The 25,706-nt window shown below is 59.6% G+C and carries 27 protein-coding genes and 4 pseudogenes; 18 read left to right on the top strand and 13 right to left on the bottom strand.

Annotated elements, in window-relative coordinates; genetic code table 11:
• Nucleotides 1-178 precede the first annotated feature (178 nt).
• Nucleotides 179-880, top strand: coding sequence for an IS6 family transposase (locus tag AX760_RS06700; RefSeq protein ID WP_071832219.1), 702 nt, complete (start codon nucleotides 179-181; stop codon nucleotides 878-880).
• Between the two features lie 46 nt (nucleotides 881-926).
• Here the strand turns inward: AX760_RS06700 and AX760_RS06695 are convergent.
• A pseudogene (locus tag AX760_RS06695) lies at nucleotides 927-1,136 on the bottom strand (IS6 family transposase); the annotation flags it as partial.
• A 48-nt stretch (nucleotides 1,137-1,184) separates the two neighbouring features.
• Between AX760_RS06695 and AX760_RS06690 the strand changes: the two are divergent.
• From AX760_RS06690 to AX760_RS06670, 5 genes are all read left to right on the top strand, one after another.
• Nucleotides 1,185-2,237, top strand: a complete 1,053-nt coding sequence (locus AX760_RS06690; RefSeq protein ID WP_139276050.1) for a helix-turn-helix transcriptional regulator — start codon at nucleotides 1,185-1,187, stop codon at nucleotides 2,235-2,237.
• A 169-nt stretch (nucleotides 2,238-2,406) separates the two neighbouring features.
• Nucleotides 2,407-3,402: a hypothetical protein gene (locus AX760_RS06685; protein WP_071832216.1), complete on the top strand. Its 996-nt coding sequence runs from the start codon at nucleotides 2,407-2,409 to the stop codon at nucleotides 3,400-3,402.
• Nucleotides 3,399-5,810 carry a vWA domain-containing protein gene (locus tag AX760_RS28040; RefSeq protein WP_071832215.1) on the top strand — a complete coding sequence of 804 codons (2,412 nt, stop codon included), beginning with the start codon at nucleotides 3,399-3,401 and terminating at the stop codon, nucleotides 5,808-5,810. Before AX760_RS06685 ends, AX760_RS28040 begins: the two co-directional genes overlap by 4 nt.
• Nucleotides 5,811-5,813: 3 nt before the next feature.
• The gene (locus tag AX760_RS06675) at nucleotides 5,814-6,536 is read left to right on the top strand and encodes a hypothetical protein (RefSeq protein ID WP_071832214.1); all 723 of its coding nucleotides are present in this window, start codon (nucleotides 5,814-5,816) and stop codon (nucleotides 6,534-6,536) included.
• 244 nt (nucleotides 6,537-6,780) lie between these two features.
• Nucleotides 6,781-7,770 (top strand): IS5 family transposase, encoded by a 990-nt coding sequence (locus AX760_RS06670; RefSeq protein ID WP_071832213.1) that lies wholly within the window; start codon nucleotides 6,781-6,783, stop codon nucleotides 7,768-7,770.
• Nucleotides 7,771-7,879: 109 nt separating this feature from the next.
• Here AX760_RS06670 and AX760_RS06665 read toward each other — a convergent pair whose 3' ends face one another.
• A complete protein-coding gene (locus AX760_RS06665; RefSeq protein ID WP_071832212.1) occupies nucleotides 7,880-7,972 on the bottom strand; it encodes a hypothetical protein in 93 nt (30 codons plus the stop codon).
• Between the two features lie 348 nt (nucleotides 7,973-8,320).
• Here AX760_RS06665 and vapB point away from each other — a divergent pair, with 348 nt between their 5' ends.
• The 3 genes from vapB to AX760_RS27395 all read left to right on the top strand — a co-directional run bounded on the left by vapB (nucleotide 8,321) and on the right by AX760_RS27395 (nucleotide 9,700).
• Nucleotides 8,321-8,551, top strand: coding sequence for a type II toxin-antitoxin system VapB family antitoxin (vapB, locus tag AX760_RS06660; RefSeq protein WP_071832211.1), 231 nt, complete (start codon nucleotides 8,321-8,323; stop codon nucleotides 8,549-8,551).
• Nucleotides 8,551-8,952 carry a type II toxin-antitoxin system tRNA(fMet)-specific endonuclease VapC gene (vapC, locus tag AX760_RS06655; protein WP_071832210.1) on the top strand — a complete coding sequence of 134 codons (402 nt, stop codon included), beginning with the start codon at nucleotides 8,551-8,553 and terminating at the stop codon, nucleotides 8,950-8,952. The genes vapB and vapC overlap by 1 nt, the downstream gene beginning before the upstream one ends.
• A 139-nt stretch (nucleotides 8,953-9,091) precedes the next feature.
• A complete protein-coding gene (locus tag AX760_RS27395) occupies nucleotides 9,092-9,700 on the top strand; it encodes a hypothetical protein (RefSeq protein WP_139276048.1) in 609 nt (202 codons plus the stop codon).
• A gap of 133 nt (nucleotides 9,701-9,833) precedes the next feature.
• Here AX760_RS27395 and AX760_RS06645 read toward each other — a convergent pair whose 3' ends face one another.
• Nucleotides 9,834-10,904, bottom strand: coding sequence for an ABC transporter ATP-binding protein (locus AX760_RS06645; RefSeq protein WP_071832268.1), 1,071 nt, complete (start codon nucleotides 10,902-10,904; stop codon nucleotides 9,834-9,836).
• Between the two features lie 105 nt (nucleotides 10,905-11,009).
• Here AX760_RS06645 and AX760_RS06640 point away from each other — a divergent pair, with 105 nt between their 5' ends.
• From AX760_RS06640 to AX760_RS06610, 7 genes are all read left to right on the top strand, one after another.
• Nucleotides 11,010-11,714: a GntR family transcriptional regulator gene (locus AX760_RS06640; RefSeq protein WP_083531098.1), complete on the top strand. Its 705-nt coding sequence runs from the start codon at nucleotides 11,010-11,012 to the stop codon at nucleotides 11,712-11,714.
• Nucleotides 11,711-12,706, top strand: coding sequence for an alpha/beta hydrolase (locus AX760_RS06635; RefSeq protein ID WP_071832208.1), 996 nt, complete (start codon nucleotides 11,711-11,713; stop codon nucleotides 12,704-12,706). The genes AX760_RS06640 and AX760_RS06635 overlap by 4 nt, the downstream gene beginning before the upstream one ends.
• A 27-nt stretch (nucleotides 12,707-12,733) precedes the next feature.
• Nucleotides 12,734-13,933, top strand: coding sequence for an ABC transporter substrate-binding protein (locus AX760_RS06630; protein WP_071832207.1), 1,200 nt, complete (start codon nucleotides 12,734-12,736; stop codon nucleotides 13,931-13,933).
• 228 nt (nucleotides 13,934-14,161) lie between these two features.
• Nucleotides 14,162-15,085, top strand: a complete 924-nt coding sequence (locus AX760_RS06625) for a carbohydrate ABC transporter permease (RefSeq protein ID WP_071832206.1) — start codon at nucleotides 14,162-14,164, stop codon at nucleotides 15,083-15,085.
• Nucleotides 15,082-15,915: a carbohydrate ABC transporter permease gene (locus AX760_RS06620; protein ID WP_071832205.1), complete on the top strand. Its 834-nt coding sequence runs from the start codon at nucleotides 15,082-15,084 to the stop codon at nucleotides 15,913-15,915. Before AX760_RS06625 ends, AX760_RS06620 begins: the two co-directional genes overlap by 4 nt.
• Before the next feature lie 22 nt (nucleotides 15,916-15,937).
• Nucleotides 15,938-16,819 (top strand): sugar phosphate isomerase/epimerase family protein, encoded by an 882-nt coding sequence (locus AX760_RS06615; RefSeq protein WP_071832266.1) that lies wholly within the window; start codon nucleotides 15,938-15,940, stop codon nucleotides 16,817-16,819.
• Entirely contained in the window at nucleotides 16,816-17,811 is a 996-nt protein-coding gene (locus tag AX760_RS06610) for a Gfo/Idh/MocA family protein (protein ID WP_071832204.1), read from the top strand. Before AX760_RS06615 ends, AX760_RS06610 begins: the two co-directional genes overlap by 4 nt.
• 7 nt (nucleotides 17,812-17,818) lie before the next feature.
• On the opposite strand, the gene AX760_RS26650 is transcribed toward AX760_RS06610, so the two are convergent.
• Nucleotides 17,819-18,016: a hypothetical protein gene (locus tag AX760_RS26650; RefSeq protein WP_139276046.1), complete on the bottom strand. Its 198-nt coding sequence runs from the start codon at nucleotides 18,014-18,016 to the stop codon at nucleotides 17,819-17,821.
• Nucleotides 18,017-18,200: 184 nt separating this feature from the next.
• A pseudogene (locus AX760_RS06600) lies at nucleotides 18,201-18,427 on the bottom strand (transposase domain-containing protein); the annotation flags it as partial.
• Between the two features lie 180 nt (nucleotides 18,428-18,607).
• On the opposite strand from AX760_RS06600, the pseudogene AX760_RS28135 reads away from it, so the two are divergent.
• Nucleotides 18,608-18,772: pseudogene (locus tag AX760_RS28135) on the top strand (IS6 family transposase); the annotation flags it as partial.
• Nucleotides 18,773-19,044: 272 nt separating this feature from the next.
• On the opposite strand, the gene AX760_RS06590 reads toward AX760_RS28135, so the two are convergent.
• The 3 genes from AX760_RS06590 to AX760_RS06580 are packed head-to-tail and all read right to left on the bottom strand — an operon-like array spanning nucleotide 19,045 to nucleotide 21,744.
• On the bottom strand, nucleotides 19,045-20,175 hold the full coding sequence (locus AX760_RS06590; protein ID WP_083531097.1) for an ABC transporter substrate-binding protein: 1,131 nt from the start codon (nucleotides 20,173-20,175) through the stop codon (nucleotides 19,045-19,047).
• 16 nt (nucleotides 20,176-20,191) lie between these two features.
• Nucleotides 20,192-20,806: an NAD(P)-dependent oxidoreductase gene (locus AX760_RS06585; protein WP_071832201.1), complete on the bottom strand. Its 615-nt coding sequence runs from the start codon at nucleotides 20,804-20,806 to the stop codon at nucleotides 20,192-20,194.
• A gap of 41 nt (nucleotides 20,807-20,847) precedes the next feature.
• Nucleotides 20,848-21,744: an MBL fold metallo-hydrolase gene (locus tag AX760_RS06580; protein ID WP_071832200.1), complete on the bottom strand. Its 897-nt coding sequence runs from the start codon at nucleotides 21,742-21,744 to the stop codon at nucleotides 20,848-20,850.
• A 106-nt stretch (nucleotides 21,745-21,850) separates the two neighbouring features.
• On the opposite strand from AX760_RS06580, the gene AX760_RS06575 reads away from it, so the two are divergent.
• Nucleotides 21,851-22,783 (top strand): LysR family transcriptional regulator, encoded by a 933-nt coding sequence (locus AX760_RS06575; RefSeq protein WP_071832199.1) that lies wholly within the window; start codon nucleotides 21,851-21,853, stop codon nucleotides 22,781-22,783.
• A 52-nt stretch (nucleotides 22,784-22,835) separates the two neighbouring features.
• Here AX760_RS06575 and AX760_RS06570 read toward each other — a convergent pair whose 3' ends face one another.
• From AX760_RS06570 to AX760_RS06555, 5 genes and pseudogenes are all read right to left on the bottom strand, one after another.
• Nucleotides 22,836-23,345, bottom strand: coding sequence for an ABC transporter permease (locus AX760_RS06570; RefSeq protein ID WP_245294955.1), 510 nt, complete (start codon nucleotides 23,343-23,345; stop codon nucleotides 22,836-22,838).
• A 51-nt stretch (nucleotides 23,346-23,396) separates the two neighbouring features.
• Complete coding sequence (locus AX760_RS27630; protein ID WP_245294954.1) at nucleotides 23,397-23,552, bottom strand: hypothetical protein; 156 nt, start codon at nucleotides 23,550-23,552, stop codon at nucleotides 23,397-23,399.
• A 9-nt stretch (nucleotides 23,553-23,561) separates the two neighbouring features.
• Nucleotides 23,562-24,062, bottom strand: coding sequence for an ABC transporter permease (locus AX760_RS26215; RefSeq protein WP_245294958.1), 501 nt, complete (start codon nucleotides 24,060-24,062; stop codon nucleotides 23,562-23,564).
• Nucleotides 24,063-24,185: 123 nt separating this feature from the next.
• A pseudogene (locus AX760_RS06560) lies at nucleotides 24,186-24,518 on the bottom strand (transposase); the annotation flags it as partial.
• A 237-nt stretch (nucleotides 24,519-24,755) separates the two neighbouring features.
• Nucleotides 24,756-25,574, bottom strand: a complete 819-nt coding sequence (locus AX760_RS06555; protein WP_071832198.1) for a DUF1206 domain-containing protein — start codon at nucleotides 25,572-25,574, stop codon at nucleotides 24,756-24,758.
• Nucleotides 25,575-25,706: the final 132 nt, after the last annotated feature.

Here is a 25,706-nt window from a genome sequence, read left to right as displayed (position 1 = left end):
GGCTGGGTGTGCTGTCTGGGGAAATAATCGGCCGCAGGCGCGCCGCAAGCTTGGACCTTAAATGGGCGTCGTCGCTGGGTTTGTAATGAATGTTCATGCTGAAGCGATACCGCAGCACGTATAGTATCGGCATTGTCAACTTAACGGAATGTGGAATTTGATGTGCGAATGACGGGCCATGACAGACCGTGATCGAATCTATCATCGACATCGCTTTCCCGCTGACGTCATCACCCGCGCCGTGTGGCTTTATTTCCGTTTCCCTCTGAGCCTGCGAATGGTCGAGGACTTGCTGGCTGCGCGTGGGATCATTGTCTCGCATCAGACCGTCCGGCTGTGGACGGAGAAATTCGGCCGCACCTTTGCCAACGAGATCCGTCGTCGATCATCCGTTCGATTTGGGGACAAGTGGCATCTCGATGAAGCCGTTGTTTCAATCCGCGACAAGAAGCATTGGCTGTGGCGCGCCGTTGACCAGGACGGTTTCGTGTTGGACGTTCTCGTGCAAAGCCGCCGAAATGCAAAGGCTGCAAAGCGCCTCATGCGCAAGCTCTTGAAGGGGCAGGGACGGTCGCCGCGTGTGATGATCACAGACAAGCTGCGATCCTACGGCGCAGCCAAGCGAGAGATCATGCCGGGTGTCGAGCATCGCTCCCATAAGGCTTTGAATAATCGGGCGGACAATTCTCACCAGCCAGTCCGGCGGCGAGAGCGGATCATGAAGCGCTTCAAATCACGGCGACATCTACAATGCTTCGTCTCCATCCATGACCCGATCGCCAACCTATTTCACATCCCGCACCAAGAAATTTCCTCCCGCCATCATCGCGAACTACGCGCGGAGGCGATGAGCCTGTGGGCGAAAATCGCCCGAGCATAAGAGCGATCTGCGGATAGCGTCTTTCGCTGGCCTTTCATCCGTTAAGTTTACGATGCCACTCGGCAAAATGTCGACCAAAGCGGTTGATCCAAAGACGAACCGTTTCCCGACTGACAATGACGCCGCGCTCGGCCAGAAGATCCTCTCCATCGGCGGTGCTTAGGGCAAACCGATGATTGGCCCACACCGCGTAGGCAACAATTTCACGTGGAAAACGAAACCCCTTCAAACGAGGGAAAGTGCTCGGTAAATTCATGTCGCCTCGATAGACGAAACGCCGGGGTCAAACAACTTGCCAATACCGTTGAAAGACCTCGATCGATGTGGTCTCGTAATTCCCGAGGCTCATGTGAAGCGTGAAGCAGGAGATCAGTTGATGCCAATTATCTCGTTATCCGCGAGTGATTTTGACCCCAAGCACCGTATTCTGGCCTTTCAGGACGCTGCTGCGTCGATCTGCAAGCTGGAAATATGCCCGACGGATCCCCTCGGCTTCCAATCCACCACCGATATTGCGGTGCTGACCGATGCCGTACTTGCCTCGACAACCCATTCCCAATGCACAGCGCTGCGCACCTCGGCGCTCGCCGCAAACGAGACCGACAATATCCTCATCCACGTGCCTTTTCAGGAGGGGTTCTCCATTACCCAGCAAGGCGGTTTCGACGTGGATTGCGGTGTCGGCTCGATCTATGTCGACCCCAACGAAATCCCCGGCGCCGCGCAGTTCACCAAGGATAGCGCCCACATCTTCTATATTTCCATACCGCGCCATGCCCTCGCGGACGCCATAAGCTCTGCGGACGCGCAGTTGCGCCGGAGCATCGAGATGACGCCGCACTGGCGCATGTTGATCGGCTACGCGAAAAACCTGCACGAATGCTATTCCAGCATGAGCCCGGAAGAGGTCAGGTTCTGCACGCAGCACCTGCATGATCTGGCACGCATGGCCTTCACCAATGGCAGGCGTGTCGAGGAAACCCATCAGGGTCGCGGTGTGCAGGCAGCCTGGCTGACCCGATTGAAAGCGGACATCGAAGAACAGCTGACAAATCCGGAGTTGAGCCTGAACGCAGTCGCCGCGCGTCACCGGATCAGCCCCCGCTATGCCCGCGCGCTGTTTGCGGCGGACCGGACGACATTCAGGGACTATGTCAGGCAGCGACGCATGACGCTCGCCCACCGCATGCTTGGTGATCTCCGCTACGGCCACAGAACAATCAGCGATATTGCAATGGCGACTGGTTTTGGCGACCTCTCCTGGTTCAACGCCAGCTACCGGCAGCTCTATGGAATGACCCCATCGGAGACGAGAGTGCAAAGCATCCAGGCCGACAAGAGCGTCGCCCAAGAATAGAGCACGACACCTGCGAACGCGGACTGGTGCCGACGCATTGTGCCGTCCACCCCCATATCGAGCTCCCTCCACCCCAAGAACAATCACGCGAACCTTCTTAGTGTGGCGCCAATGAGCGCGGTCTTCACGAGCCGGCGCGAGATTGTCCTTCGGACGAGGATGTTTTCGAATGTGGGATTTCAGCATAGCGCGCGGCATCGGCCTGATGGCCAGAACCGCGCCATTTCTTCTGTTTCGTGCGGTCGTCTACTTCGCCATCGCAGCTGCCTATGTTGTGGTGACTGGCGCAGGATCAGGCATCGGCTACGGTATTGGCGGATTTGGAGACGAGGATTTTCAGTTCAGCTCCACCTTCTGGGGCGGCGGCATCGGCTTTGCCCTGACGGCAGGCGTTCTCTATTTCCTGCGCGAGTACATTCTCTACACGGTCAAGGCCGGGCATATCGCTGTCATGGTCGAGCTGATCGACGGGCGCGCGCTGCCTGATGACATGGGCCAGATTGCCTACGCCAGGAGCGTGGTGACTGAGCGATTCGGACAGACATCGGTACTGTTTGGTCTGGATCAGCTGATCAAGGGCGTCATTGGCGCCGTCACCGGCCTGCTCGAAGGCTTGTTCTCGATCCTGCCGATACCGGGCCTCGACCGATTGATGTCCGTGCTGCGCGCCTATCTGAAGCTCGCTGTCGGGCTGGTCGACGAAGTGATCCTGGCGCATGCCATCCGCACACGCTCGGACAATCCCTATGCCAGCGCCCGAGAGGCCCTGGTGCTCTATGGTCAGAACGCCAAGCCGATGCTGATCAATGCAGCCTGGCTGACGCTGATTGTCTACGGCCTTTCCTTCCTGGTGTTCCTGGTGATGCTCGCGCCAGCCGCGGCCATCGTCTACCTGATCCCCGGCGCCTGGTCGGCGGGCGGTGTCGTATTTGCGCTGCTGTTTGCCTGGGCGGTCAAGGCAGCCGTCATCGAGCCGTTTGCCATCGCCTGCCTGCTGCAGGCTTTCTTCAAGATCACCGACGGGCAGCAGCCGAACCCCGCCTGGGAAGACCGGATTGATGGTGCCTCGACCAAGTTTCAGGAGATTGGCCGCCGGGCTGCGAAATGGGTAAGTGTCAAAACACCCCCTAAGACCGGATTTGGCACTGAAGGAGCACAGGCATGAAATCGACATTCGTGAAATCTGCATTGGGAGGCCTCGTCCTTCTCACCTCTGCCTCGACTGCCATGGCCGAAGGCCGCACGATCATCGTCATGGATGGCTCCGGCTCGATGTGGGGACAGATCGACGGGCGCGCCAAACTGGAGATTGCCCAGGAGACGGTTGCGACGGTTCTGGGAACGATTTCTCCGGACCGCGAACTGGGGCTTATGGCCTATGGCCATCGGCGCAAGGGCAGCTGCGAAGACATCGAACTGATGGTCCCGGCTGCAAAAGGGACATCCGCCGGCATTCTTGATGCGGTCAACAAAATGCGCTTTCTCGGCAAGACGCCGCTCACCGAAGCAGTTCGCCGCGCCGCCATTTCCCTGCGCTACACGGAGGAAGAGGCGACCGTCGTGCTGGTCACTGACGGGCTTGAAACCTGCGAAGCCGACCCCTGTGCGCTTGGAAGGGAACTGGAAGCTGGCGGGCTGAAGTTCACCGCCCATGTCGTCGGCTTCGGCCTGACCAGGGAAGAAGGCGCACAGGTTGCCTGTCTCGCCGAAAACACTGGTGGACGTTACATTCAGGCCAGCAACGCCAAGGATTTGACTGACGCCCTGAACGCGACGGTCAACGAAGTCGCGGCAAAACCGGAACTGGAACCCGCAGCACTGCCACAGGCTGGCCTGACGGCGCCGGACGAAGCGCCGATGGGCTCGGAAATTCAGGTAGGCTGGTCCGTGACTGAGGCCAAGGCACTGGACACGATCGAAATCGGAACCGTCGGTGACAGCGATCATGCGGCTTTTGTTTATGCCTCTTCCGGCAACCCCGCCACAATCCAGATGCCGGGCCAGACTGGATCCTACGAGCTGCGTTATGTCAGCAGCGATCAAGATATTGTCGCCCGCAGGCCTATCATAGTGATTGAAGCGCCGGTTTCGCTTTCCGCACCGGAGCAGGCACTCGTCGGCCAGCTGGTGCCTGTCAAATGGGTCGGGCCCGACGCAGCCTATGACAATATCCGCATCCGCCGTCCCGGCGAAGACAGCTACTCCTCCTATGATTATGTCAAGGACAACAACCCCGTCACACTCCGGATGCCGGACGAGCCGGGAAGCTACGAGCTTGCCTACATCCTGAATGACCGCGAAACGATTGCCACCCGGTCGATCACCGTGGTGGTGGAAGGGACCAGCATTCCTCCGCTTTCCGCCAGCCTTTCCGCCCCCGACGAGACGGAAGCTGACAGCGACGTTCAGGTTGGCTGGTCAGGTCCGGGCTCCAATGGTGATTACATCCTGCTGCGGGTGCCGGGTGACACGAGCTATATCAGCTACGCAAATGTGCGCGGCAATAACCCTGTGACATTGCCCACACCGTCCGAGCCAGGCGCCTACGAGCTGGCTTATCGCTTTGCAAACGAGCGGGAACTGGCGGTGCGGCCAATCACCATCGTCAACGAAGCCTCCGTGGATGAAGCTGTGGTGATGGCTGACGTCACCTTCGATGTTCCGCCCGAATTTGCAGGTAAACAAGTTCAGTGGTCAGCAGTGCCTCAGCCCGGTCAGCCGGTATCTCCTGAAGCCTGGGCGATGAACGAGACCAGCACAGGCCCTGTGTCGGCACGGTTCGAGCCAGGGGTCTATGATGTGGAAGGCACTGCCGAGGGCATGATTTTTGCCGGCACGGTGACCGTCTATGCCGGCGCCAAGAACGAGTTCATCATTGGCCTGAAAGACGAACCTCAGCCTGAACAAAAAGAACCATTCGAAAGTGAAGGCATGGGCGAGGATACTGGCTATCTCTGCGAACAGGCCGTTCCATGCGCCCATCAGGATGTCGAAACCGGCCTGTCTTTCCTGCTTCCTACCGGTTGGCATACCGATTTCCCGCTGTTCTACGAGACAGCGGGCGGGGCGCAATCGGAGCTTCCCTCGGTAACGTTCTTCGGTCCGGCGAATGGAGACGAAATCCCCACAATCGTCCTCAATCCCCGTCAGTGGGTCGCTTCGAATGGCCCCTGTGTCGACGTCTCGATGGGCAAGCTGTGCCGTTTTGAGAGCCAGAGCACCGAAACACTCTCGGCTTTCGAAATCATTCGGGCGACGCTTGCCTTCACCAAGCCCGAGCGCAAGGCGGAACTCGCGCCCACAGCGGATAGCCCGCTGCGGGCAGGCTCCGTCGGGGAGATGGTCGGCGAGATGATGAAGAAGATGGCGGGCACAGATCCGGGCAAGCAGCAGGCGCTCGACATGATGGGCGCGTTGCTAGGCGGCGGCACGGCGGCGGGTGCGGAAGCTCAAAAGCCTGTCGTCGCCTCAGCGGAAACGCTGAACCGCTTCAACGGGACCGCGATCGACCCTGGCGGGCTGGAGGCATCCGATATCAGGGCGCTGCTCGTGCCACAGACCATTACGGAGTAGACCATGCGCGCACTCCTTGCATTGATTTTGTGTCTCCTTGCCATGCCTGTGCTGGCGGAGGAAAAACTTGTGCTCGCCACCTGTGGCGAAAAGGGATGCGTGTGCGCGTTGTCCTCGATCACCGTCGATGAGGCCACCGTCGTTCTGGGCATTGACCCGCCGCCGCCGGGAGAGGGTGAGGTCAAGCTTGTCGAGTATAACGGCCAGGTGATGTGGTCACGCCTGCCGCTTCGGGACATCAATATTCTGGCGGGGGGCAATGACGAATGTCCCCTGCGCCTGCTTCCCGACAAGGTTGTGGTTCCGCTCGACGGTAGCTGGGTCGGGACAGCCACGCCGATCTCCAGTCAGGGCTGCCCGCCCGGATTGGACGCGTTGCTCACCCCGATTCTCAAGGGCATTATCATTCCGCGTCAGATGGCCTGGGGTGGTTCATTCAATCCAGACAAGATGCGCGATCAGTCCAGTGAGCAGGCAGTGCGCTGGTCAAAGGTCACGCCGCGCTCGTTCAAAGGCGAAGTGGCAAATTTGCCTGCAGCTTCTGCCGCGGCGAAAATCTCAGTCGATTTTCAGGCGACACTGGTGTCGCTGAAATCCATCCGCGGTGTCATCCGGTTGCGGCTCAAGAGCAAGGGCGGTTCAGGGGCGAGCAAGGTGCTTGAAATGGCGGGCATTGCCAATTGTCTGAGCGTCACCCGCTATGATTTTCGTCGGACGGGTCCCTAGCGGTCTTGAGCATACCTCGGGTCGGAACAAGATGGGGTGGTTGCCGCCCTCCCCAGACGGCATCGCAGTGTGCCAGAGTTGTGATCTTTAGAGGTCACACAGCGGAGAGCGTTGGTGCACGAATAACAATTTCAACGATTTTTGCTTATTCGGCTGAGATCCCCACCAGCTTAGCGTTGGTGCACGGATCATTTAGCTATCAAGGTGTAGGCGGGCTGCAAACTCAGTAGCCGGTGCCGCAGCGATGCCTTTCAAACATAATTCTTCCCGCCGCCACCGAATAGGCAAGATGAAAGTCAAGGTGACGAACTGGTCGGAATATGAGACGGGCCTTCGTCGTCGCTGCAGTCTGACCCTGTGGCTGACGCCGGAAGCGCTTGTTGGTTGGGCTGCCCCACGACGCAAGAACCGCGGCGGTCAGCCGCGCTATTCCGATCTCGCGATTGAGTCCGCCTTGACGCTGGGCCTGGTATTCGGTCTACGACTGCGCCAGGCCGAAGGATTTCTGGCATCGCTGCTGCAAATGATGGGGCTGGCGCTCGCCGTCCCTGATCATACCACGCTCAGTCGACGGGCGCGGACGTGTCGATCGCCCAACAGACGGCCTGATCGGCAAGGACCACCGGACGGGCCGGTGCATGTTCTTGTCGACAGCACTGGCCTTCAAATCTATGGCGCGGGCCAGTGGCTGGAGGAGAAACATGGCGCCAAATCTCGTCGCGGTTGGCGCAAGTTGCATCTGGCGCTGGATGCCGATAGCGGCGAGATCATCGCCCACACAATGACCGAGCAGGACACGGGTGATGCCTCGCAGGTGGGCCTACTTCTCGATCAGATCGACGGTCCAATCGGGCGGTTCACCGCCGATGGCGCCTATGATGGAAAGCCCACCTACGACGCGATCATCGGCCACAGCGCCGATGCTGCCATCGTCATTCCGCCGCGCGCCAACGCGGTCGAACCTAACGGCGAACAACCGCCCGGGCAAAGGGATGAGCATGTCGCTGTAATAATCAAAGACGGCCGGATGAAGTGGCAAGCCCCCACCGGCTGCGGAAGGCGCGCGTTGGTCGAGACTGCCATCGGACGATACAAGTCCATCATCGGGCGCCGTCTGCGGGCTCGGTCATTTCAAGCTCAGCAGACGGAAGTCGCCATCGGCTGTGCTGTCCTCAACCGCATGCTTGCATCCGCAACCCCGAAATCCGTTCGCCGCTCGTCAAACGTAGCATAGCCCGCGTCATCAAAGACCGAGATCCGCGATGCTTCGGATCCGTGCACCAACGCCGCACGAAAGCCGTTTGGTCCGGCGTTGCCTCAGATACCGAGAACCTGCAAAACCGTCAGAATGATGCTCTGTCGTCCAGCGCCTCGGCGAGCTCGACGTTGGACAAGTCGTACCAGATCGATAGCAGAATCGTCTTGAACAAAGCCATTGGCGGCCAGGCAGGCTCGCCCTTCGCAGTGCAGGAAATCACAGCAAGGGACTAATGACCAGCATCCAGTCGATCAGTCTGGCAAGCGCATCCTGACCAATGCACCGAAGTGACATCGTGTCCCTTAAAGGCAATTCCATAAACATGCTTATGCCAAAAACCGGCTTAAAATTTGGAATATATGGATTTTCTCCGTAGCGGCGGTTCGTCTCCCATCAGTGCGAAGGCACCGGGATATGTCGCGTATCGCAAATTCGCGGCGCGGCCTAATGTATATCCCATTGACATATCCCATTCAGGGCTTTATGTACATCATAGGGTCATTGATGCAATCCGGAGGGAAGTAGGGTGGAGCAGGGTGCAGTATTCCAGAGCAATCGAAGCCAAGCTATCCGTCTTCCAAAGGCAGTCGCTTTACCCGATGATGTAAAGCGCGTCGATATTGTCGTCGTCGGACGCACTCGCATTATCGCACCTGCTGGCGAGGTCTGGGACAGTTGGTTCGAAGGAGCGGCGGCCACATCCGACTTCATGAGTGAGCGTGATCAGCCGGCCTCCCAGGAGCGCGAGGCATTTTAATGCTGAAGTTCATGCTGGACACCAACATTTGCATTTTTACGATCAAAAACCGACCACAGCAGGTGCGTGAGGCGTTCAATCGTTTCCATGATCAATTGTGCATCAGCTCGGTGAGTTTGATGGAACTGATTTACGGAGCGGAAAAGTCAGCCAGTCCTGAAAAGAACCTTCGCGTTGTGGAGGGCTTCGCGGCGCGCCTTGAAGTGTTACCGTACGATGAGCCGGCAGCAAGCCATACGGGTCAATTGCGGGCTGAACTGGCACGTAGTGGAACGCCAATCGGTCCATATGATCAACTCATTGCAGGACATGCTCGCTCGCGTGGGCTGATTATGGTTACGAATAATCGAAGGGAATTTGATCGCGTTCCCGGCTTGCGGGTGGAAGACTGGACGGGTTAGTTTCCAACGTTCGCTCACCGTAGCCATCGATAACCCAGGATGACGTCTCTCCGCAGGCATCTACTGCCGGGACGCCGGTTCACATCCCTTCAAGGCTCCTGGGTATGATGGGCGGGGGCCAGTGCTTCGAAATCAAATCGTGTCGGGGCATATGACGGGGCTGAGTAATCTGGGCATTCTCGCTCCTGTGTCTTGCCCTTTGTATTTTTGTCCCGGCTCTGTCGCAGCACGACGTGATAGGAAGCCCACTTGCCATCAACGGCATGAGCTTCTCACCTATGTCGAGCAAAACGACGGCATTCTGCTAATGCAGTCGCTGGGTGCTATTCACAGGAAATGTGTCGAATGGGCCGCGCACGAGTTCCAGTGCCCAGGGTTTGAACGGGAAATTCTCTATTCGGTGAACAAGGTTCTCAACGAGCCGGATTTTTCTCCGATCTCCATCCTGCATTGGGCGCTGGAGGACCTCCGTGTCATCCGCCATTGCAAGGGCAGGGCCCTGCTTACGAAGCGTAGCCGGTCGATCCTCGGCAATCATGGGGAGCTTCAGGCCGTTCTCGCAGAATGGATGCTGGCCGCTCCGATGCTGGACAGTTTTTACCCCGAAGCTGCGGCCCTGTTCTGGGATCTGCGGCATCTGCTCGGCATCGTTTCGAACCGGTTGGGCGATTGGGTGACGCTTGGCAACTTTATTGACTGGGCACTCCCGGTGGGACTGTTTCCGCACACAATCTGTTTCGCCCGCTGACTTGGCTAGGCGTACTGGAGGATTCGCCAAAAAACTGCCAGCGATGTCGATGATGGACAGGCAATTCCGAAAGACATTCCTGTTCGATAAATTTTTCAGAATTGGTCGCGCTTGAGCGATGATACTATCAGGCTCAGTTGAGCCGCCGCCCGGTCTCGCGGTCGAAGACATGAACCGCCTGCGGATCGCAGCGCAGGTTTATCTGGGTGCCGCTGGCGATAACGGCATCGCGATCGAATTCGACCGAGAACATCTGGTCGCCGCCAACCTCGACATAGCCGAAGGTCTGGCTGCCGAGCCGCTCGGTGACCACGATTTCGCCGCTGAACCACGCCTCCAGCGGTTCGCATGGCACAAGGTCGTGCGCGCGTAGACCGAGCGTGACTGGCCCTGCGAAGGGAAGATGCGGCAGCACTGGGGCGCGCCCCAGGACGCTAAGCGTCATGCCGCCATCGTCGCGATGGCTGAGAGTGGCGTCGACCGTATTCATCGTCGGGCTGCCGATGAAGCGGGCGACGAACAGGCTTTCGGGCTTGTGATAGAGATCTAGTGGCGCACCGATCTGCTCGATCACTCCGCGGTTCATGACAACAATTCGGTCGGCCAGGGTCATGGCCTCCACCTGGTCGTGGGTAACATAGACCGTGGTCGCCTTCATGCGCTTGTGCAGTTTAGCGATTTCCAGACGCATCTCGATGCGCAACGCCGCATCAAGGTTCGAGAGCGGTTCGTCGAACAGAAAGGCCGAGGGTTCGCGCACAATGGCGCGCCCCATGGCCACGCGCTGGCGCTGGCCGCCAGACAATTGCGCCGGCAGGCGATCAAGTAGGGACTGGATCTTCAAGATATCGGCAGCCTTGGCCACACTGGATTCGACGATTTTCTCCTCCGTGCCACGCATCTTCAGGCCGAAAGCCATGTTTTCCCGCACGCTCATATGCGGATAGAGTGCGTAATCCTGGAACACCATGGCGATGTCGCGATCGGATGGCGGCAATGCGTTCACCACCTTGCCGCCGATGGAAAGCTCGCCACCCGAGATGTCCTCCAGCCCTGCAATCATCCGCAGCAGCGTCGACTTCCCACAGCCGGAGGGGCCGACCAGAACCAGGAATTCGCCGCTGTCGATTTCGATATCGACATCGTGGATGACCTGCAGTGCGCCATAGGACTTGCGAACCTGCCTCAACGATATTGCACTCACCGCCGTCTCTCCTCCCATGGCCAGTTTCAGGCCTTGACGTCATCTATCAATATCATTATCGATAATGATGACGAGACGTCAAGCAACTCATTCGGGTGAATTGGGATGTCGTATTTTTCAGATCGCAGCCTCGGTCGCATGGTCCCAGGCAAGACAGCACAGCGAAAACCGCCGAAATCGGCTGCGGCCTTCGATGGGCTGAAGCGCGAGATTATGCTGGGTCTTCTGCCCGCCGGCGCTGCGCTGACAGAGCTTGAGCTTGCCGCCCATTTCGGCTGCAGCCAGGGCACGGTGCGCGAGGCGTTGCTGCAGCTGCAGGAAGAAGGCCTCGTGCTGCGCAACGGCCATCGCGGCACCCAGGTGTCACAATGCACCGAGGCCGAGGCGGTCGAGATGTTCCGGGTGCGCCAGCAGATCGAATGCAACGGCATCATCCGGGTGATGGGCGCGCGCAGCACCTCGCTCGTCTCGGACCTGCGCGGCCTGCTGGCCGACATGCTGGAGGCGGCGGAAGCCGGCGACGAGTTGGAGCTTGCGTCCCACGACCGCGATTTCCATCGCCGCATCCTGCGCGATGCTGAGCTGCCGGCGCTGGATCCGATCCTGCATCGCTGCCTGATCCACAATCACCGTTTCAAGATTTCGCGCTCGTCCACGCCGCGCGATCTCGTGGCCACCGCCTGCCGCCATGCCACGATCATCGACGCGATCGCCGATGGAGATGTGGTCGCCGCTTGCTCGGCGCTCAACCATCACATCGCCACCATCGTCGATCTCGGTCCCGATGTGTTTCCGGATGCGACGCAATGACTTCAGAGCCCCGAAACTTCCCCCGTGACTTCTCGGCCGAAATGGTAACGCTGAATGCCCGCGTGCTGGCCGAGGACGGGCCGCAGCCCGACGCTACGCTGATGCCGTCCGCCGAGGGCCGCGCCATGGTGGAGCGCAACAATTTGAGGTGGAACCGGGAGCTGCCCGCGCTGGCCCGCCGCGAAACGGTCACTCTCGACGCCGATGAGAGCATCGGTTCGGCGCGGCGCAAGCTGGAAGTGCTGGTGCCGGACAATGCGCTGCCCGGCGCGCTGATCTTCGTTCATGGCGGCGGCTTCTGCTTCTGCAGCACAACAACCCATGAGCGCTGCGCCCGGCTGCTGGCGGTCGGTAGCGGTCTGCCGGTGCTGATGCCCGACTACCGGCTGGCACCGGAAGATCCCTTTCCGGCGGGGCTGAACGATGTGGTGGCGGCCATGCGCAACGCCTTTTCCGCCACGGACCATCTGGGCGTGACGCGCGGGCCGCTATTAATTTCGGGCGATTCCGCCGGGGCCAACCTGGCGCTCGCAGCCATGCTGCATGAGCAACAGGCCGGCCAACCCGATCTCGCCGGGGCGCTGCTGTTCTACGGCACCTATGACTGCGATTTCAACACGCCGTCCTATCTCGAGTTCGCCGAGGGATTCGGGCTGACGCGGGCCAAGATGCAACGCTATTGGGCCGCCTATTCAGGGGGCGGCAACGAGACCACGCTGGCCGCGACCGTGCTCGCCTCGCCACTCAAGGCATCGGATGAGGCGCTCTCGCGCCTACCGCCGCTACATCTGATGGCGGCCGGAGTTGACCCGCTTCTGTCCGACACGCTGCGGCTAGAGGCCCGGCTGAAGGCGCTCGAACGCAGCGAAACCACCACCGTCTATCCCGGGGTCACGCACGGGTTTCTACAGAATTCCATCGACCTCGAGACGGCGCGGGAGGCGCTCAAAATCGCGGGCGGGGAGGCAAGACGGATGGCTGCGGCAGCGTAGCCCCGATAATTCAAGGAGGAGGAAAACATGAGCTACTTCAAGAAACTGACCATGGGCGTCGCCATTGGCGCTATGCTGGCCGCAGGTGCGGCACAGGCCGAAACCGTGCGGTTCTGGTATCACTTCGACAATCCGGAAAACCCGATGGCCGATCTCGTCGCCAAGTTCGAGACCGCCAATCCGGGCATCACCATCGAGGCGGAAAACGTGCCGTGGAACAGCTATTACGACACGCTGTATACCTCGCTGGTCGGTGGCAATGCCCCTGACGCAGCCATGGTTAAGCTGTTTGCCCAGCCGCGCCTCGTTGAAATGGGCGCGCTCGAGCCGATCGGGGAGCGTATTGATGCTTGGCCCGCCAAGGCCGACCTGCTGGACAACCTTCTGGAACTCAACAAGGCGCAGGACGGCCAGCACTATTACCTGCCAATCCAGTATGTTGCGCTCTATCTCTATTACCGCGCCGATCTGTTCGAGCAGGCGGGCTTGAAGCCCCCAGCTACCTGCGACGAATTCCGCGACGCCGCGATCAAGCTGACCAAGGCGCCCGACACTTATGGTTTCGGCCTGCGTGGCGGCAAGGGCGGCTGGGATCAGTGGGGCGCCTTCGTTCTGTCTCAGGGTGCCGAACTGAAGCCCGGCGGCCTGACCAGTGATAAGGCTGTCGCCGCCAACCAGTGGCTGATCGACCTGTTCCAGAAGGACAAGGTCATCCCGCCATCCGCCCCCAATGACGGGTTCCAGGAAATTACCGGAGCCTTCAAGAGTGGGAAGACAGCGATGACGATCCACCACATCGGCTCGTCCAACGACATGGTCAAGGCGCTCGGCGACAAGGTTTCGGCCGTCCCGGTGCCGGAATGCGGCGGCGGTCACTGGACTTCCTACGGCGATGAATCGCTGGCAGTCTTCTCGGCATCCGAAGCCAAGGACGCAGCCTGGAAATGGATCTCCTTCCTAGCGGAAGGCGAAAACAACGTCGCCTTCAACAAGGCGACCGGCCAAATGACCGTGACCCAAAGCGGCGCGGCGAACTGGAAGCTGCACGAGCGCCGATTCGTCGACGCCACCGTCAACTCCTTACCGTTCGCCAAGGTGCTGCCGCAGAACACCGCGACATCGGAGTTCGTCAACACGGCATGGCAGATCAACATGCAGCAGGCGCTGACCGGCCAGATCACCTCCAAGCAGATGATGGAACAGCTGGAAGGCCTGTTCGCGCAGTAGCCGGGTTCGCGCCGCCGTCCGTTGCCGATCTCATGCTCCGTTGGGGCCGGCACCGGAGGGCTGGAGCGCGGTGGTGGCGAGGGGCCGGCACTTGGCGAAGTGCTGCCCCTCGGTCCCGCCGAGAAGGAATCTTTTTGCCGAACCAGAGAGGGTCCCTTTTCCTAGCTTCATACCCGCCCGGCCCTACCGGACGGTCTTCCCATCGGCCGCAAGGCAAGGATCAAGATCATGTCGACCGTCGTAACCCCACGTCAGCCCTCCGTCGTCATCGCGCCCGCGTTGTCGACCCGGCTTATGCCCTATGCGCTGCTGGCGCCGGCCTTCCTGGTCACCCTATTCATCGTCTTCTTCCCCATGGCGCAGGCGATCTATACCAGCTTCTTCGACCTGATCCTGTGGAAGCCCAATGCCTCGCGCTTCGTCGGCTTCGGCAATTATATCAAGCTGTTCAACGACCCCGTCTTCTGGACGGCGCTTGGCCATACCGCTGTGTGGATCGGCCTCACCGTGCCGCTGCAGATGGGTCTCGGCCTGATCACTGCGTTGCTGCTGAACCGGGAGTTCCCCTGGCGCGGACTGGCGCGCGCTCTGATCATCATTCCCTGGGCGCTGCCGTCGGTCGTTATCGCGCTGATGTGGCGTTGGATCTACGACCCCAACACAGGCGTGCTCAACGACATCCTGCTGCATCTGTCGATCATCCAGACCGCCGTGCCGTGGCTCGCCGACCCCGATCTCGCGCTCTATGCGATCATCGCGACGCTCACCTGGCAGGGCTTCCCATTCTTTGCGGTCATGATCCTCGCCGGCCTGCAAGGTATTCCCAGAAGCCAGTATGAGGCCGCTTCAATAGATGGCGCCAGCGCCTGGCGGCAGTTTCGCCATATCACTCTGCCCGGTATCGCCCCGGTGCTCGGTACGGCCGGCCTTCTGCGCGTCATATGGGTTGCCAACTCCATGGACGTGATCTTTGTCATGACCGGCGGCGGACCCGGTTATGCCACCCATACGCTGCCGCTCTACGCCTTCGTCCGTGCCCGTCAGAACCTCGATTTCGGTTATGGCACCGCCATTGCCGTCACCTTCACCCTGTTGCTCGGTGTCGTCGTTGCCGTCTATCTGATGCGCACCATGCGTGAGGTGGAAAGATGAACAATCCCTCCACTCTCAGGCGCATCCTGATCACCGACCTGCCGGTTGCCATCATCGTGCTGTTCGCCATGGGGCCGTTTGCCTGGATCGTCCTGACCTCGCTGACGCCGACCGAGGCGCTGAACGCCACCGGCGTGTCGCTCGGGCCATCAGGCTGGAGCCTCGACAACTATGTCAGGCTGTTCCGGCAGACGAGCTTCCTCGGTAACATGCTGGACAGCCTGATCATTGCCGTCGGCACCGTCGTTATCGGCCTGCTGGTCTCAGTTACGGCCGCCTATGCCTTCTCGCGCTTTCGCTTTCCCGGCCGCAAGCTGGTCATGCTGCAGTTCCTGCTGATCAACATGTTCCCGATCGTGCTCTTGATCCTGCCGCTGTTCATGCTCATGCGCAAGGCCGGCATTCTCGACACCCATTTCGGTCTGATCCTGGCCAATGCCACCGTCGCCATTCCCTTCGCGGTGTGGATGTTGACCAGCTATATCGGCGCCATCCCAAAAAGCCTCGACGAGGCCGCCATGATCGACGGCTGCTCGCGGCTGACGGCACTGCGTCGCGTCGTGCTGCCGCTCGCCATGCCGGGCATTATCTCGACCGGCATCTACATCTTCATCACCGCATGGAACGAATATCTCTACGCGCTGACGCTGGGCGGACGAAACGTCCGTCCGGTCACGGTCGCGATCCAGACGCTGATCGGCGAATACCAGATCGAATGGGGCCTGCTGTCGGCCGGCGCCGTCGTCGGCGCCATGCCTGCCACCTTGCTGTTTCTCATTGTCCAGCGTCGCCTGATCGGTGGCCTCACCCAAGGCGCCGTCAAAGGCTGAGTTTTTTGAAAGAGGAATGACCATGAACCCCGTCGGGTTGATTTCAATGCAATATGCGAGGCCCTTCACGGCCGAGCATTTCCCGCTATTCGCAAGGATGCGCGAGCTCGGTTACGATTTCGTCGAACTGCTGGTGCCTGAACCCGGCGAACTTAGCCTTTCTGACACCCGCAACGCGCTGAAGGATGCCGACCTCGGCGTTGTGCTCGCTGCCCGCGTCAATCTGGAACGAAACCTCTCCTCGGAGAACCAGGCAGCCCACCGCGCCGGGATCGACTATCTGAAATATGCCGCTGATACAGCCGTGGCGCTCGGCGCCACCATCGTCGGCGGCCCGCTGACCGGAAATCCGCTGGTCTTTGCCGGACGGGCACCAAAGCCGGTCGAGGACAGCGAGCGGCAGGCGCGCAAGGCGCGCTGCGTCGCCGGCCTGCGCGATGCCGGCGATCATGCCGAGAAGATCGGCATCACGCTGGCCGTCGAGCCGCTGAACCGGTTCGAAAGCGACGTGCTTTGCACGACCCAACAGGCGATGGAACTGCTGGATGCTGTATCCCATCCCGCCGTGAAGATGATGCTGGATACCTTCCACATGCATATGGAGGAAGCCGACATCGCCGAGGCGATCCTGCTGGCTGGTGACCGCCTCGTGCATTTCCAGGCCAACGAGAACCATCGCGGCTTTCCCGGAACAGGCGCCACCGACTGGGTGAAGGTATTCCGCGCCCTCCACCAGGTCGGTTACAAGGGTGCGGTTTCGCTCGAACCCTTCCGCCGCAATGATGACCGCTTCGGCGTTCCCTTCGCCCAGTGGCGCCCTCCGCACGAGGACGAAAGCGAACGGCTGGCTGCGAGTGCCGCTTTCGTAAAGTCCCAAATCACGCTCACGGAATATCGCAGATGACATTAAAAATCGGCTGGATCGGTTGCGGCATCCACGCAACCCAGATGCTTCTTCCCCAGGTTGTACGCCACGACGTCCAGATTGTGGCACTATGCGATATCGACGGCAAGCGCCTGGCCTCCGCCGGCCGCCAGTTCGGCGTGTCGATACTGACGAGCGATGCCGCCGAGCTGATTGCCACGCCGGGCCTCGACGCCATCGGCATGGCCGTTGGCCCAGACCAGCACCTTGTGTTCGGCAAGGCGGCGCTGGCGCGTGGCCTACCCGTCTTCATGGAAAAGCCGCCATCGGGCAGTGCTGCTGGCGCCCGCGAACTCTTGGCAGCCTCGGAAAAAGCTGCCAAGCCCCTGCTCGTTGGCTTCATGAAGCGCTATTCGGCGGGCAACAAGATCGCCGCCAATATAGTGCATTCCGGCCGTTTCGGTCAGGTCCTTGGTCTCACGGGCTATTACATGACCGCGCCGGGCTATTTCGTCGGCAATGTCGACTATACCGGCTTCTTCCTGCATCACTGCGTGCATTACATGGACCTCGTCTCCTTCATGGTATCGCCGGTGAAGAAGCTTACCGCCCGCAAGGTGGAAAAGGAGCCCGGCAAGGTTCTCTTCCACATCAGCCTGGACTTTGAATGCGGTGCCATCGGCACCATCGCAATGGGCACGATCCAGTCGCGCGGCGCTCCGGTGGAGCGCATCGAACTGATGGGCGACCACCAGCGAATCGAGGTGGACAATGTCATCGACATCAGATGGAACCGCAATCCGCCCTTCAAGATCGACGATCCCGGTGCGACGCTCGCCGACGGGATCGACAGCCTGACTTGGAAGCCGAATTTCACTGCGGCCGCCAACGAGGATCCGAAGGGCTACTACTCCCTGCTGCAGGACGTGATTCCGGCACTGCGGGGCGAGCAGACCGCCGCGCCGACCATTGCCGACGGTGTTGTGGCCATGGACAGGCTGGAGACGCTGCGCCGGGAGCTTGACCTGTGACAATGCGTCACTGACGGTCGAAGCCCCTTCTCAGACGAAGGCTGACGGCAAAACGCGAGTCTTCAGCCAATTCGCTGACGGCGGCGACGACGCGGCAGGCCTCAACCAGGTTCGGCTCCGGCATCAGCGCGCGCCGATCAGGCAGATGACGTCGTCGCCAAAAACCTGGCGCCGCGATCGCCTTGGGTCTGTCCAGATCCGCCATGCAGGCGGTCGCAATCGACAGACATTCCTCGAGGATAAAGCCGAAGCGAACCGGAAATTCGGATAGATCACGGCAGCCTCCATTCGCTGATGCAAGCCTGCCGAAGAATGTGCAGTGCGAAAAGCCGCTGGTGGTCGAGAGGATGAGGGTCTACGCTGATCGGAAGAGGTTTTCCGGCAATTCTTTACGCAGCAACGGCAATCGCCTCCGCCGTGATCCTCTTCCATTCCCAAGGCAACAATTCGTGCAGGCGGGATACGGGCAGATCGGCGATGCGAGCCAGCACGTCCGCCAGCCAGGCCTTCGGGTCGAATCGTTGAGACGAGCCGTGGTAATAAGGATCAGCATGATGCCAGCCCGTTCTGGGCCGTGATCGGACCCGGCGAAGTGCCAGTTTTCTCTTCCGCAGGCCGCGCTGGCAGCAGGCGAAGTCAAAATAGCAACCAAAGTGGAATTCGACTGGCTTTCATAGAAAATGTGATTTGATGCCGTCACGATCATCAAAGGGGCATGTGATGATCCGTGCGATTTTCACTCTATGGGGCACTGTAGCTTCAACCAAGCGTCGAGGAAAATGTGCAATTTTCCGGCATGACCCAAGCCGGTCGTGATCACCCTTATCGCCGCCACCGGTTTCCGGCTGAAGTGACTGCCCACGCTGTCTGGCTATCCTTCCGGTTTCCGCTCAGTCTTCGAATGGTTGAAGATCTGTTGGCGGCGCGTGGAATTATGGTCTCCCATCAACCGACGCGACGGCGAGAGCGGATCATGAAGGGCTTCAAGTCAGCCCGACATCTCCAGCGTTTCGTCTCCATTCATGACTCGGTCGCTAATCTCTTTCACATACCACGCCACGATATTCCATCCGACCATCACCGCGAACTGAGAAACGTCGCCATGCAAGTGTGGGATGGGATGGCACGCCTGCGGGCCGCATAAGCGAAAGTCGCGGGAGTGACTCTTGACCAGAGCCCGTTAAGTTTACAGTGCCACCTGACAGGCTCTCATCGGTGGAACTTGGCTGCCGATCAGTGCGGCAGCGCTTTTTCGGGATGCAGCCCGGGATAGCCGGGTGAAGGCTCGCCCTTGGCTTCACCAAGATACAACCCGATCTGTGTCCGAAAGCGTTCGACGCCAGCCCGGTCCGCCATGAACTTTCCAAAGGCTGTTGGATTGCCGTTCTTGTATTCCCAGATCGGTTTGTAGCCCTTGGGCGGCGGCACATCGGTGCGGACGGACCACATGTACCAGATATTCGCCTGAGTATTCTTGTCGAGGAGCCAGTTCAGATACAGCTTGGCCGCTTCAGGACGTTTTGCATCCTTGAAGATCGCCGCCTGCTGCGCCCAGGCAACGAAGGGGTCCTCCTTCGGCAGCACGAAGCGTGCGACTGTTCCGTCAAACGGGATCAGGCCGCCGTCAGTGCTGAAGGTCGCCACCGCCTTGCCGGCTTCGACGTCATCGGTCGGCGCCTGCGTGCCACGGACGTACATCGGCTCCTGCTTGGCGAAGTCAGCCACAAAACCCCAGCCGTATTTGTCGACAACCTGCTTGAACCAGAACAGCACGGCGTCGTCGTCCGTGGGATAGGTGACGACGAGTTTTCCCTTGAATTCTGGGCGCAGGTAATCTTTCGCTTCCGTCGGCCACTGGCCGTTCGGCAAAAGCTTGCTGTTAACCAGGTTGCTGAAGGCATCGACGAAAATGCCGGTATAGGCGCCGTCCTTGTCGCGGAAATCCTTGTAGATCGCGTCCCACCCGGCCGGCTTGTAGTCCATGAGCACGCCATCCTTCTTCCAGCGCGGGAAATCCTGCAGGGTTTGCAATTGTGCAACATCGGGCACTAGCGTGCCTGTCGCCAGCTGGTTGTCGATACGGGCACCGTGAAACTTGGAATAATCGACGACGATGTCGAGGGTCATTCCGGGGAACCGTTCTTCGAACGCTTTTTTCATCCCGTCCTGCTGGCCCGGCGTATCGCCGCCGGCATAGACGATCAGCCGGCCGCCCTCTTTCAGGGCAACCTTGTGCAGTTCGTCAAGCGTGCGCGTTTCCACCTTCACGTCCTTCGCATAGGCCTGATGCACAGGTACGATCGGGCTGGCGAGAAGGACCGAGCCGAGGGCAAGGCCGATCGTTCCTCTTCGAGTGATGATCATGTGGATCTTTCCTCTTTCAATAGCCGACGGTGAAGCGTTGCTTCACATGTTTCGGGGGTTCGATTTCATCGACGAGCGCGACGGCGTAGTCCTCAAATGAAATTGTGCTGCTGCCATCGCCTGCTGTCAGAAGAGCATCTTTCCCGAGCCTGAACGTTCCGGTTCGCTTACCTGGAACAAACATTGCGGATGGGGACAGGAAGGTCCAATCCAGATCGATCACACTCCGGAGCTTGCCGAGAAAAACACCGCCCTTCGTTGCTTCCGTCTTGTAGATCGCGGGAAAGTCCGGTGTGCTCACCAGTGTGACGCCAGGCGCGATCTCGAGGCTGCCGGCGCCGCCAACGACCAGATAGCGCTTCACGCCCGAGGTCCGAACGGCTTCGATCAGAGTATCCGGATCGCTGTCAGTGAAATGGACTGAGCTGATGACCGCATCGTGCCCCTTCAAAAGATTTGTGAGGGCATCCCTGTCCGCCACATCGCCCCTGACGGCAACGACGCCAGACAGGGTCGCGATTTTTTCCGGATTACGCGCGATCGCGGTCACCAGGTGACCCCGATCGACCAGCTCTTTCAGAATGCGGGATCCGGCATTGCCGGAGGATCCGATAAGAGCAATTTTTGCCATGACATATGTCCCTTCAAGATATTTCGACGCTCAGAAAGCCTTCAGCCCCACTTCATCTCGCCCTTGGCGACCTTTGCGCCGAGGTCCAGCGACGAGGCGTCGGCGAGGTTGGGGTAGAGCTTCGTCATGGCTGCGATCAGTTCCGCGCTGTCCTTTGCACGGGCGGCCTCCTTGTCGAAGGCGACGAGATAATCGCGGGTGAACGTGACGGCCGCGATGCCCTGCGGCGCGCCCTCGATTTGATGGCCCGGAACGACGATCTTCGGATTGCGGGCGATCAGATCGTCCAGAGCCTTAATCCAGGCGGCCCGCTTTTCAGGCGTGGCTTCGTCGGCAACCCAGACATGAATGCCGGAATAAACGAGAACGCCACCGAAAGCGGCTTCCAGTGACGGAACCCAGAGATAGCGGCGGTCGTGCATCGTGGGGACGTCGGCGATCTCGATCGCGGTGCCTTCCAGATCGAGCGATGTCACATCGGATGCTTGCGGCATCACCACGTCGGCCAGAGTCTGCGGACCGTTTTCCTTCAGCTGCGGTCCCCAGACCTCCAGCTTGGCCGCGACATTGGCCTTGATCGCTTCGACGGTAGCCGGGTTTGCAATGACTTTCGCCTCCGGAAATGCATCGACAATTGGACGCAGGCCAAAATAGTAGTCGGGATCGTTGCAGCTCACATAGATCGTCGTCAGCCGCTTGCCCGTCGCCTTGATGGCGTCGGCGACGGCTTTGCCATCGGAGAGGGTGAAGCCGCCGTCGATCAGGATGGCATCTTTTTCGCCGCTGAGCAGCACCGGTGTGCGGCGAAAGCCGGCCTCATCGGCCTGAAAGAACGTCCACGCGATCTTGCTGCCGTTCGCATGCGCAAACGTTAGGGGCAGGGCTGTCGCAAGGCTGGCGGCTGCGGCCAGTTTGAAAGTTTCGCGGCGCGTGATCATGGCGTGTCTCCTGATGGTTGAATTGCTATTCATTGTGTATGTCAGGTCTTGAAGTCGTAATAAATATCATTCAATCATACCGACTGTATGATTGAATGAGACAAATGTGAGCGACTTTCTTAATCTCAACCGACTGATCTTTTTCACCGCCGTCGTCGAGGCCGGCTCGTTCACTGCGGCGGCGGATCGCCTGGGTGTCGCCAAGGCGGTGGTCAGTCATCAGATTGCGCGGCTGGAGGAGGAACTGGGCGTGACGCTTCTGATGCGCACGACCCGCCGTCTGCACGCAACCGAGGAAGGAAATCTGTTCTACGAGCGTTGCGTCATCATTCTACGACAGGCGGAAACCGCCTATGGAGAGATGTCGCAGCGCAATGCGGAGCCTTCCGGAACATTGACGTTGACCGCTCCGCTCGACTACGGGGCGGCTGTCGTCGCCCCCACGATCGCGGCCTACCTGCTGGCCTATCCCCAAATGCGCGTCGATGTAATCTTTGACGATAGTGTCAGCGATCTGATCGCTGAGCGGATCGACCTGTCCATCCGTGTCGGATGGCTGGCGGATTCCAGCCAAAGGGCCCGCCGGCTTGGCACGTTCGAGCAGGTTCTCGTCGCAACGCCGTCGGTTGCCGCGCGCGTTCCAGCCGGCACTGTTCCGGCGACATCTGCAGACCTTCCATGGATCGCGAACGGAGCTTTGAAGAATCCGCTTCGCTGGACCTTTTCTCGCGGCCAGACGGAAACGGTGACCGTCGAAACGAGACCGATCATGACCACGGACAAGACGCCGGCCAGCTATGCCTGCATGCTGGCCGGCGTCGGTATTTCCGTCTTCCCCGACTACATGGTCGACGCTGACATCCGGGCTGGAACGATCACCCGGCTCTTTCCGGACTGGACGCTGCCGCAAGGTGGCATCCATGCCGTGTTTCCACCCGCCCGGTTTCGGCCGGCAAAGGTCAGGGCTTTCCTCGACATGCTCGTTTTGGCCGAACGAAAACGGACCCGGAAAACACCGGAAGCCCTCCGGGATAAATAAAAATCGCCAAGATGAACAGTCAGGCGGTGGATCATCTATTGGTTGTTGTCGATCAGCCTGCTGCTGCGTTGCTGGAGGGCGGTGAAGACCAGAAGAAGGATGACCGCGGCAGAGTGCGCTGTTCGGGGCCGGTGAGCATCATGGCCACCACCACCTCGTCGAATGATGTCGTGAAGGCGAAGATCGCGCCTGAAACGATGCCCGGCATGATCAGCGGCATGGTCGCGCGCCGGAAGGTCGTCAATCGACCCGCGCCGAGACTGGCGGATGCCCGCAACAAGACTCGGTCAAGCTGGCTTAGCGAGGCGTTGGTGGTGATTGCCACAAAAGGTACGGCAAGAGCTGTAGGGGCGAGCACCGGTCCGCCGAGGCTGTTTGCAAGGCCAAGCCGCGAAAGCAGGAAATAGATACCAACGGCGGTGATCACAGTGGGAACGACCATCGGCGACATGAAACTCGCGACGAGGAAGGATTTGCCGCGAAAGGTGGTGACGGACAGCCCGAGCGCTGCCAACGTACCGAGTGGCGTGGCGAGGCAGACCGTCGCGGTCCAGACAATCAAGCTGTTTTTAATGGCGATCCACCAGCGCGTGTCGGCGAAGAACTTGGCGTATCATTTGAGCGAGAAGCCCTCCAGCGGATAGGCAAGAATGCTCGATGTGTTGAGGGAGAGCGGGATGATCACAATGATCGGTGCGATCAGGAAAAGCAGGACGACGACGCCGAATGTCCTCCCCGCCAGTTTCCACCAATATGTGCTGTCAGTCATGACGGGCTCCTATCCCAATCCGATGGGCGGGACGCCGACTAGGCGGATATAGGACGCGTAGAGTGGGAATGTCGCTGTCAGCAGCACCGAGCCAAGCGCGGCAGCAAGGCCCCAGTTGACGGTCTGGGTGGTGTAGAACGCGATGTAGTAGGGCAGCAACTGATCGCCCTCGCCGCCGAGAAGCAGCGGAGTGATGTAATAGCCGAGCGAGAGAATGAAGACGAGAAGTCCACCGGCGGAAATGCCGGGCAGAATCTGAGGCAGATAGACGGAGAAGAAGGTTTTGAGCGGTCCGGCGCCGAGCGAGTTCGCCGCTAGCGTCTGGTTTCTGGGAACGTTGCGCATCGCCCCGAGGATCGGCAGGACTGCATAGGGTAGGAGAATGTGGGTGAGTGCAATCAGCACGCCCGTCCGATTGTAGATCAGCTCCAGCGGCTGTCCGATCAGGCCGATGTTGATGAGCAGCGTATTGATGAGCCCGTTCTTCTGCAGGATCACCGCCGGGGTCACGGGGCAGGTCAAAGGCGGAGAGAAGACAGAAATCGCTCCATGGCCCTCGTGCACAGGCGATCGCCTGCCAAATCTCAGGCTTGCCCCAGGCAGGGTCGATCGCCGGCAGCTCCGTTGCCCAGTCACATGCTGCCTGTCGGTGCTTCTGGCCGATGGCTTCCAGGTTCTGGCCCTCCGGCTCAGCTTGGTATGATCGGGCACAGGCAAATCCAATCCCATCATGTCAAGCACAGAACTCAGAAGCCCTACGCTCTGGCGCAAACTCAGCCCAAACACCATGCGCGGCATTAATGTAGTTTCGATCGCTAGACCCGAACAGAGAGGCTCGCCACCGCGCGTGTTGCGCCGTGGGGCAACCCAACCGCTAAGCGCTTCCGGCGTTATCCAAAGGGTTAAACTGCCACAGCGGCGAAGGCCGGCCTCATATTCCGCCCAGTTCGTCACTTGGAACTTCATTTTCCCGATGTGATGGCGGCAGGAGGCGTGATAGCGGGAGGCATGCAGGATGATTCAACCTATACTTGATCCCTGCACCAATGCCTTTCTGGACGGGTTCGAACGCCGCTTCCCGTTGGGAAGAACCTTCACAGCCCGAAGCCCCCGTGGCCTTCAAAACATCCAACGTTATTGTGTCCAAAGTCTCCCTTGTGGACACAGACCCCCTTCATTCGCCGTTCACTCAACAGGTGCGGGTTAAAGCCCAACAGCATGGCGCGCCGCTGTGATCGGCGGCGGATTGATACGTCTGTAGGCGGCTTCGACAAACCCGTAGAGACCGAATGCCAGTAGACCGATTGCCACTGCTGAATAAAGTAAAGCGCCGAACGGCAGTTGACGCACCCAGGCCATAGCATCAGATAGTCCACCCGCCTGATCAGGATTGACAGCATATGAAGCGTAGAGGAAGAATACTCCACTGATGGCAAAGACAAGGCCGCGAGCGGTCAGGCCGTATACGCAGATAAAATTGATTGCAGTCCCGGCCGTCGATGGGATATCCAGATATTTACGGTATCCATGCGAGGCGCCCTTTATGATCTGAGCGATACCCGCACCTACCACCGCAAAGCCGACGCTTGCGAGAAGGTAGCGACCAAATGGTTGTGCGATCAGCGAGGCGCTGAGTTCAGCTTCTCCACTAGATGTACCGTCTTGGCTCCCCACGCCCAGCGCCAAATTCGCAGCGTATAATGCCAAACTGCAATGGACGACGGCGCTTATCAGCATACCGAACCGGATGCCAAAACCTTTCAGCGTGCTGGGATGACCATCGGCATTTGCGAACGTTTGCGCGAGACGCCATGCGATGAAGCCGAGAAGGCCGATCGCAATGACGCCGAGCCAAATTCGGCCGAGCGGTTGCTGAAGCACAACTTGTAGGGCTGATTTGGAATCAGGTTTACTGCCGCCAAAAGAGGACAGAAGCGCAAGACCGGCTACCAGAACATAGACGATGCCACGTGCCGCATAGCCTGCGCGCGCGAGCCACTGGAATGCGGAATGATTGTACATGGGGCCTCATAGCCGGGTCAAAATCATTGAGGATCAACGCGATCTCAGGCGCTTAAACTCCTCTGTAGCCAGCTTGTTCCATAGGGCGTGAAGCTACCGACCGCTCTCTCTTCGTGGAAATTTTTAGCGAAG

The organism is Pararhizobium antarcticum (genome assembly GCF_001885585.1).
Lineage (GTDB): Bacteria > Pseudomonadota > Alphaproteobacteria > Rhizobiales > Rhizobiaceae > Pararhizobium > Pararhizobium antarcticum.
This window is presented reverse-complemented; position numbering and strand designations above follow the sequence as displayed.

Coding starts and splice junctions, on each gene's coding strand:
- AX760_RS28040 (WP_071832215.1), top strand. CDS start 3,399: ATGAAATCGACATTCGTGAAATCTGCATTGGGAGGCCTCGTCCTTCTC.
- AX760_RS06625 (WP_071832206.1), top strand. CDS start 14,162: ATGTCGACCGTCGTAACCCCACGTCAGCCCTCCGTCGTCATCGCGCCC.
- vapC (WP_071832210.1), top strand. CDS start 8,551: ATGCTGAAGTTCATGCTGGACACCAACATTTGCATTTTTACGATCAAA.
- AX760_RS06630 (WP_071832207.1), top strand. CDS start 12,734: ATGAGCTACTTCAAGAAACTGACCATGGGCGTCGCCATTGGCGCTATG.
- AX760_RS06580 (WP_071832200.1), bottom strand. CDS start 21,744: ATGATCACGCGCCGCGAAACTTTCAAACTGGCCGCAGCCGCCAGCCTT.
- AX760_RS06670 (WP_071832213.1), top strand. CDS start 6,781: ATGCCTTTCAAACATAATTCTTCCCGCCGCCACCGAATAGGCAAGATG.
- AX760_RS06635 (WP_071832208.1), top strand. CDS start 11,711: ATGACTTCAGAGCCCCGAAACTTCCCCCGTGACTTCTCGGCCGAAATG.
- AX760_RS06665 (WP_071832212.1), bottom strand. CDS start 7,972: ATGGCTTTGTTCAAGACGATTCTGCTATCGATCTGGTACGACTTGTCC.
- AX760_RS06585 (WP_071832201.1), bottom strand. CDS start 20,806: ATGGCAAAAATTGCTCTTATCGGATCCTCCGGCAATGCCGGATCCCGC.
- AX760_RS06620 (WP_071832205.1), top strand. CDS start 15,082: ATGAACAATCCCTCCACTCTCAGGCGCATCCTGATCACCGACCTGCCG.
- AX760_RS06555 (WP_071832198.1), bottom strand. CDS start 25,574: ATGTACAATCATTCCGCATTCCAGTGGCTCGCGCGCGCAGGCTATGCG.
- AX760_RS26650 (WP_139276046.1), bottom strand. CDS start 18,016: ATGGCGGATCTGGACAGACCCAAGGCGATCGCGGCGCCAGGTTTTTGG.
- AX760_RS06590 (WP_083531097.1), bottom strand. CDS start 20,175: ATGATCATCACTCGAAGAGGAACGATCGGCCTTGCCCTCGGCTCGGTC.
- AX760_RS06675 (WP_071832214.1), top strand. CDS start 5,814: ATGCGCGCACTCCTTGCATTGATTTTGTGTCTCCTTGCCATGCCTGTG.
- AX760_RS06685 (WP_071832216.1), top strand. CDS start 2,407: ATGTGGGATTTCAGCATAGCGCGCGGCATCGGCCTGATGGCCAGAACC.
- AX760_RS06700 (WP_071832219.1), top strand. CDS start 179: ATGACAGACCGTGATCGAATCTATCATCGACATCGCTTTCCCGCTGAC.
- AX760_RS06640 (WP_083531098.1), top strand. CDS start 11,010: ATGTCGTATTTTTCAGATCGCAGCCTCGGTCGCATGGTCCCAGGCAAG.
- AX760_RS06610 (WP_071832204.1), top strand. CDS start 16,816: ATGACATTAAAAATCGGCTGGATCGGTTGCGGCATCCACGCAACCCAG.
- AX760_RS27630 (WP_245294954.1), bottom strand. CDS start 23,552: ATGACTGACAGCACATATTGGTGGAAACTGGCGGGGAGGACATTCGGC.
- AX760_RS06615 (WP_071832266.1), top strand. CDS start 15,938: ATGAACCCCGTCGGGTTGATTTCAATGCAATATGCGAGGCCCTTCACG.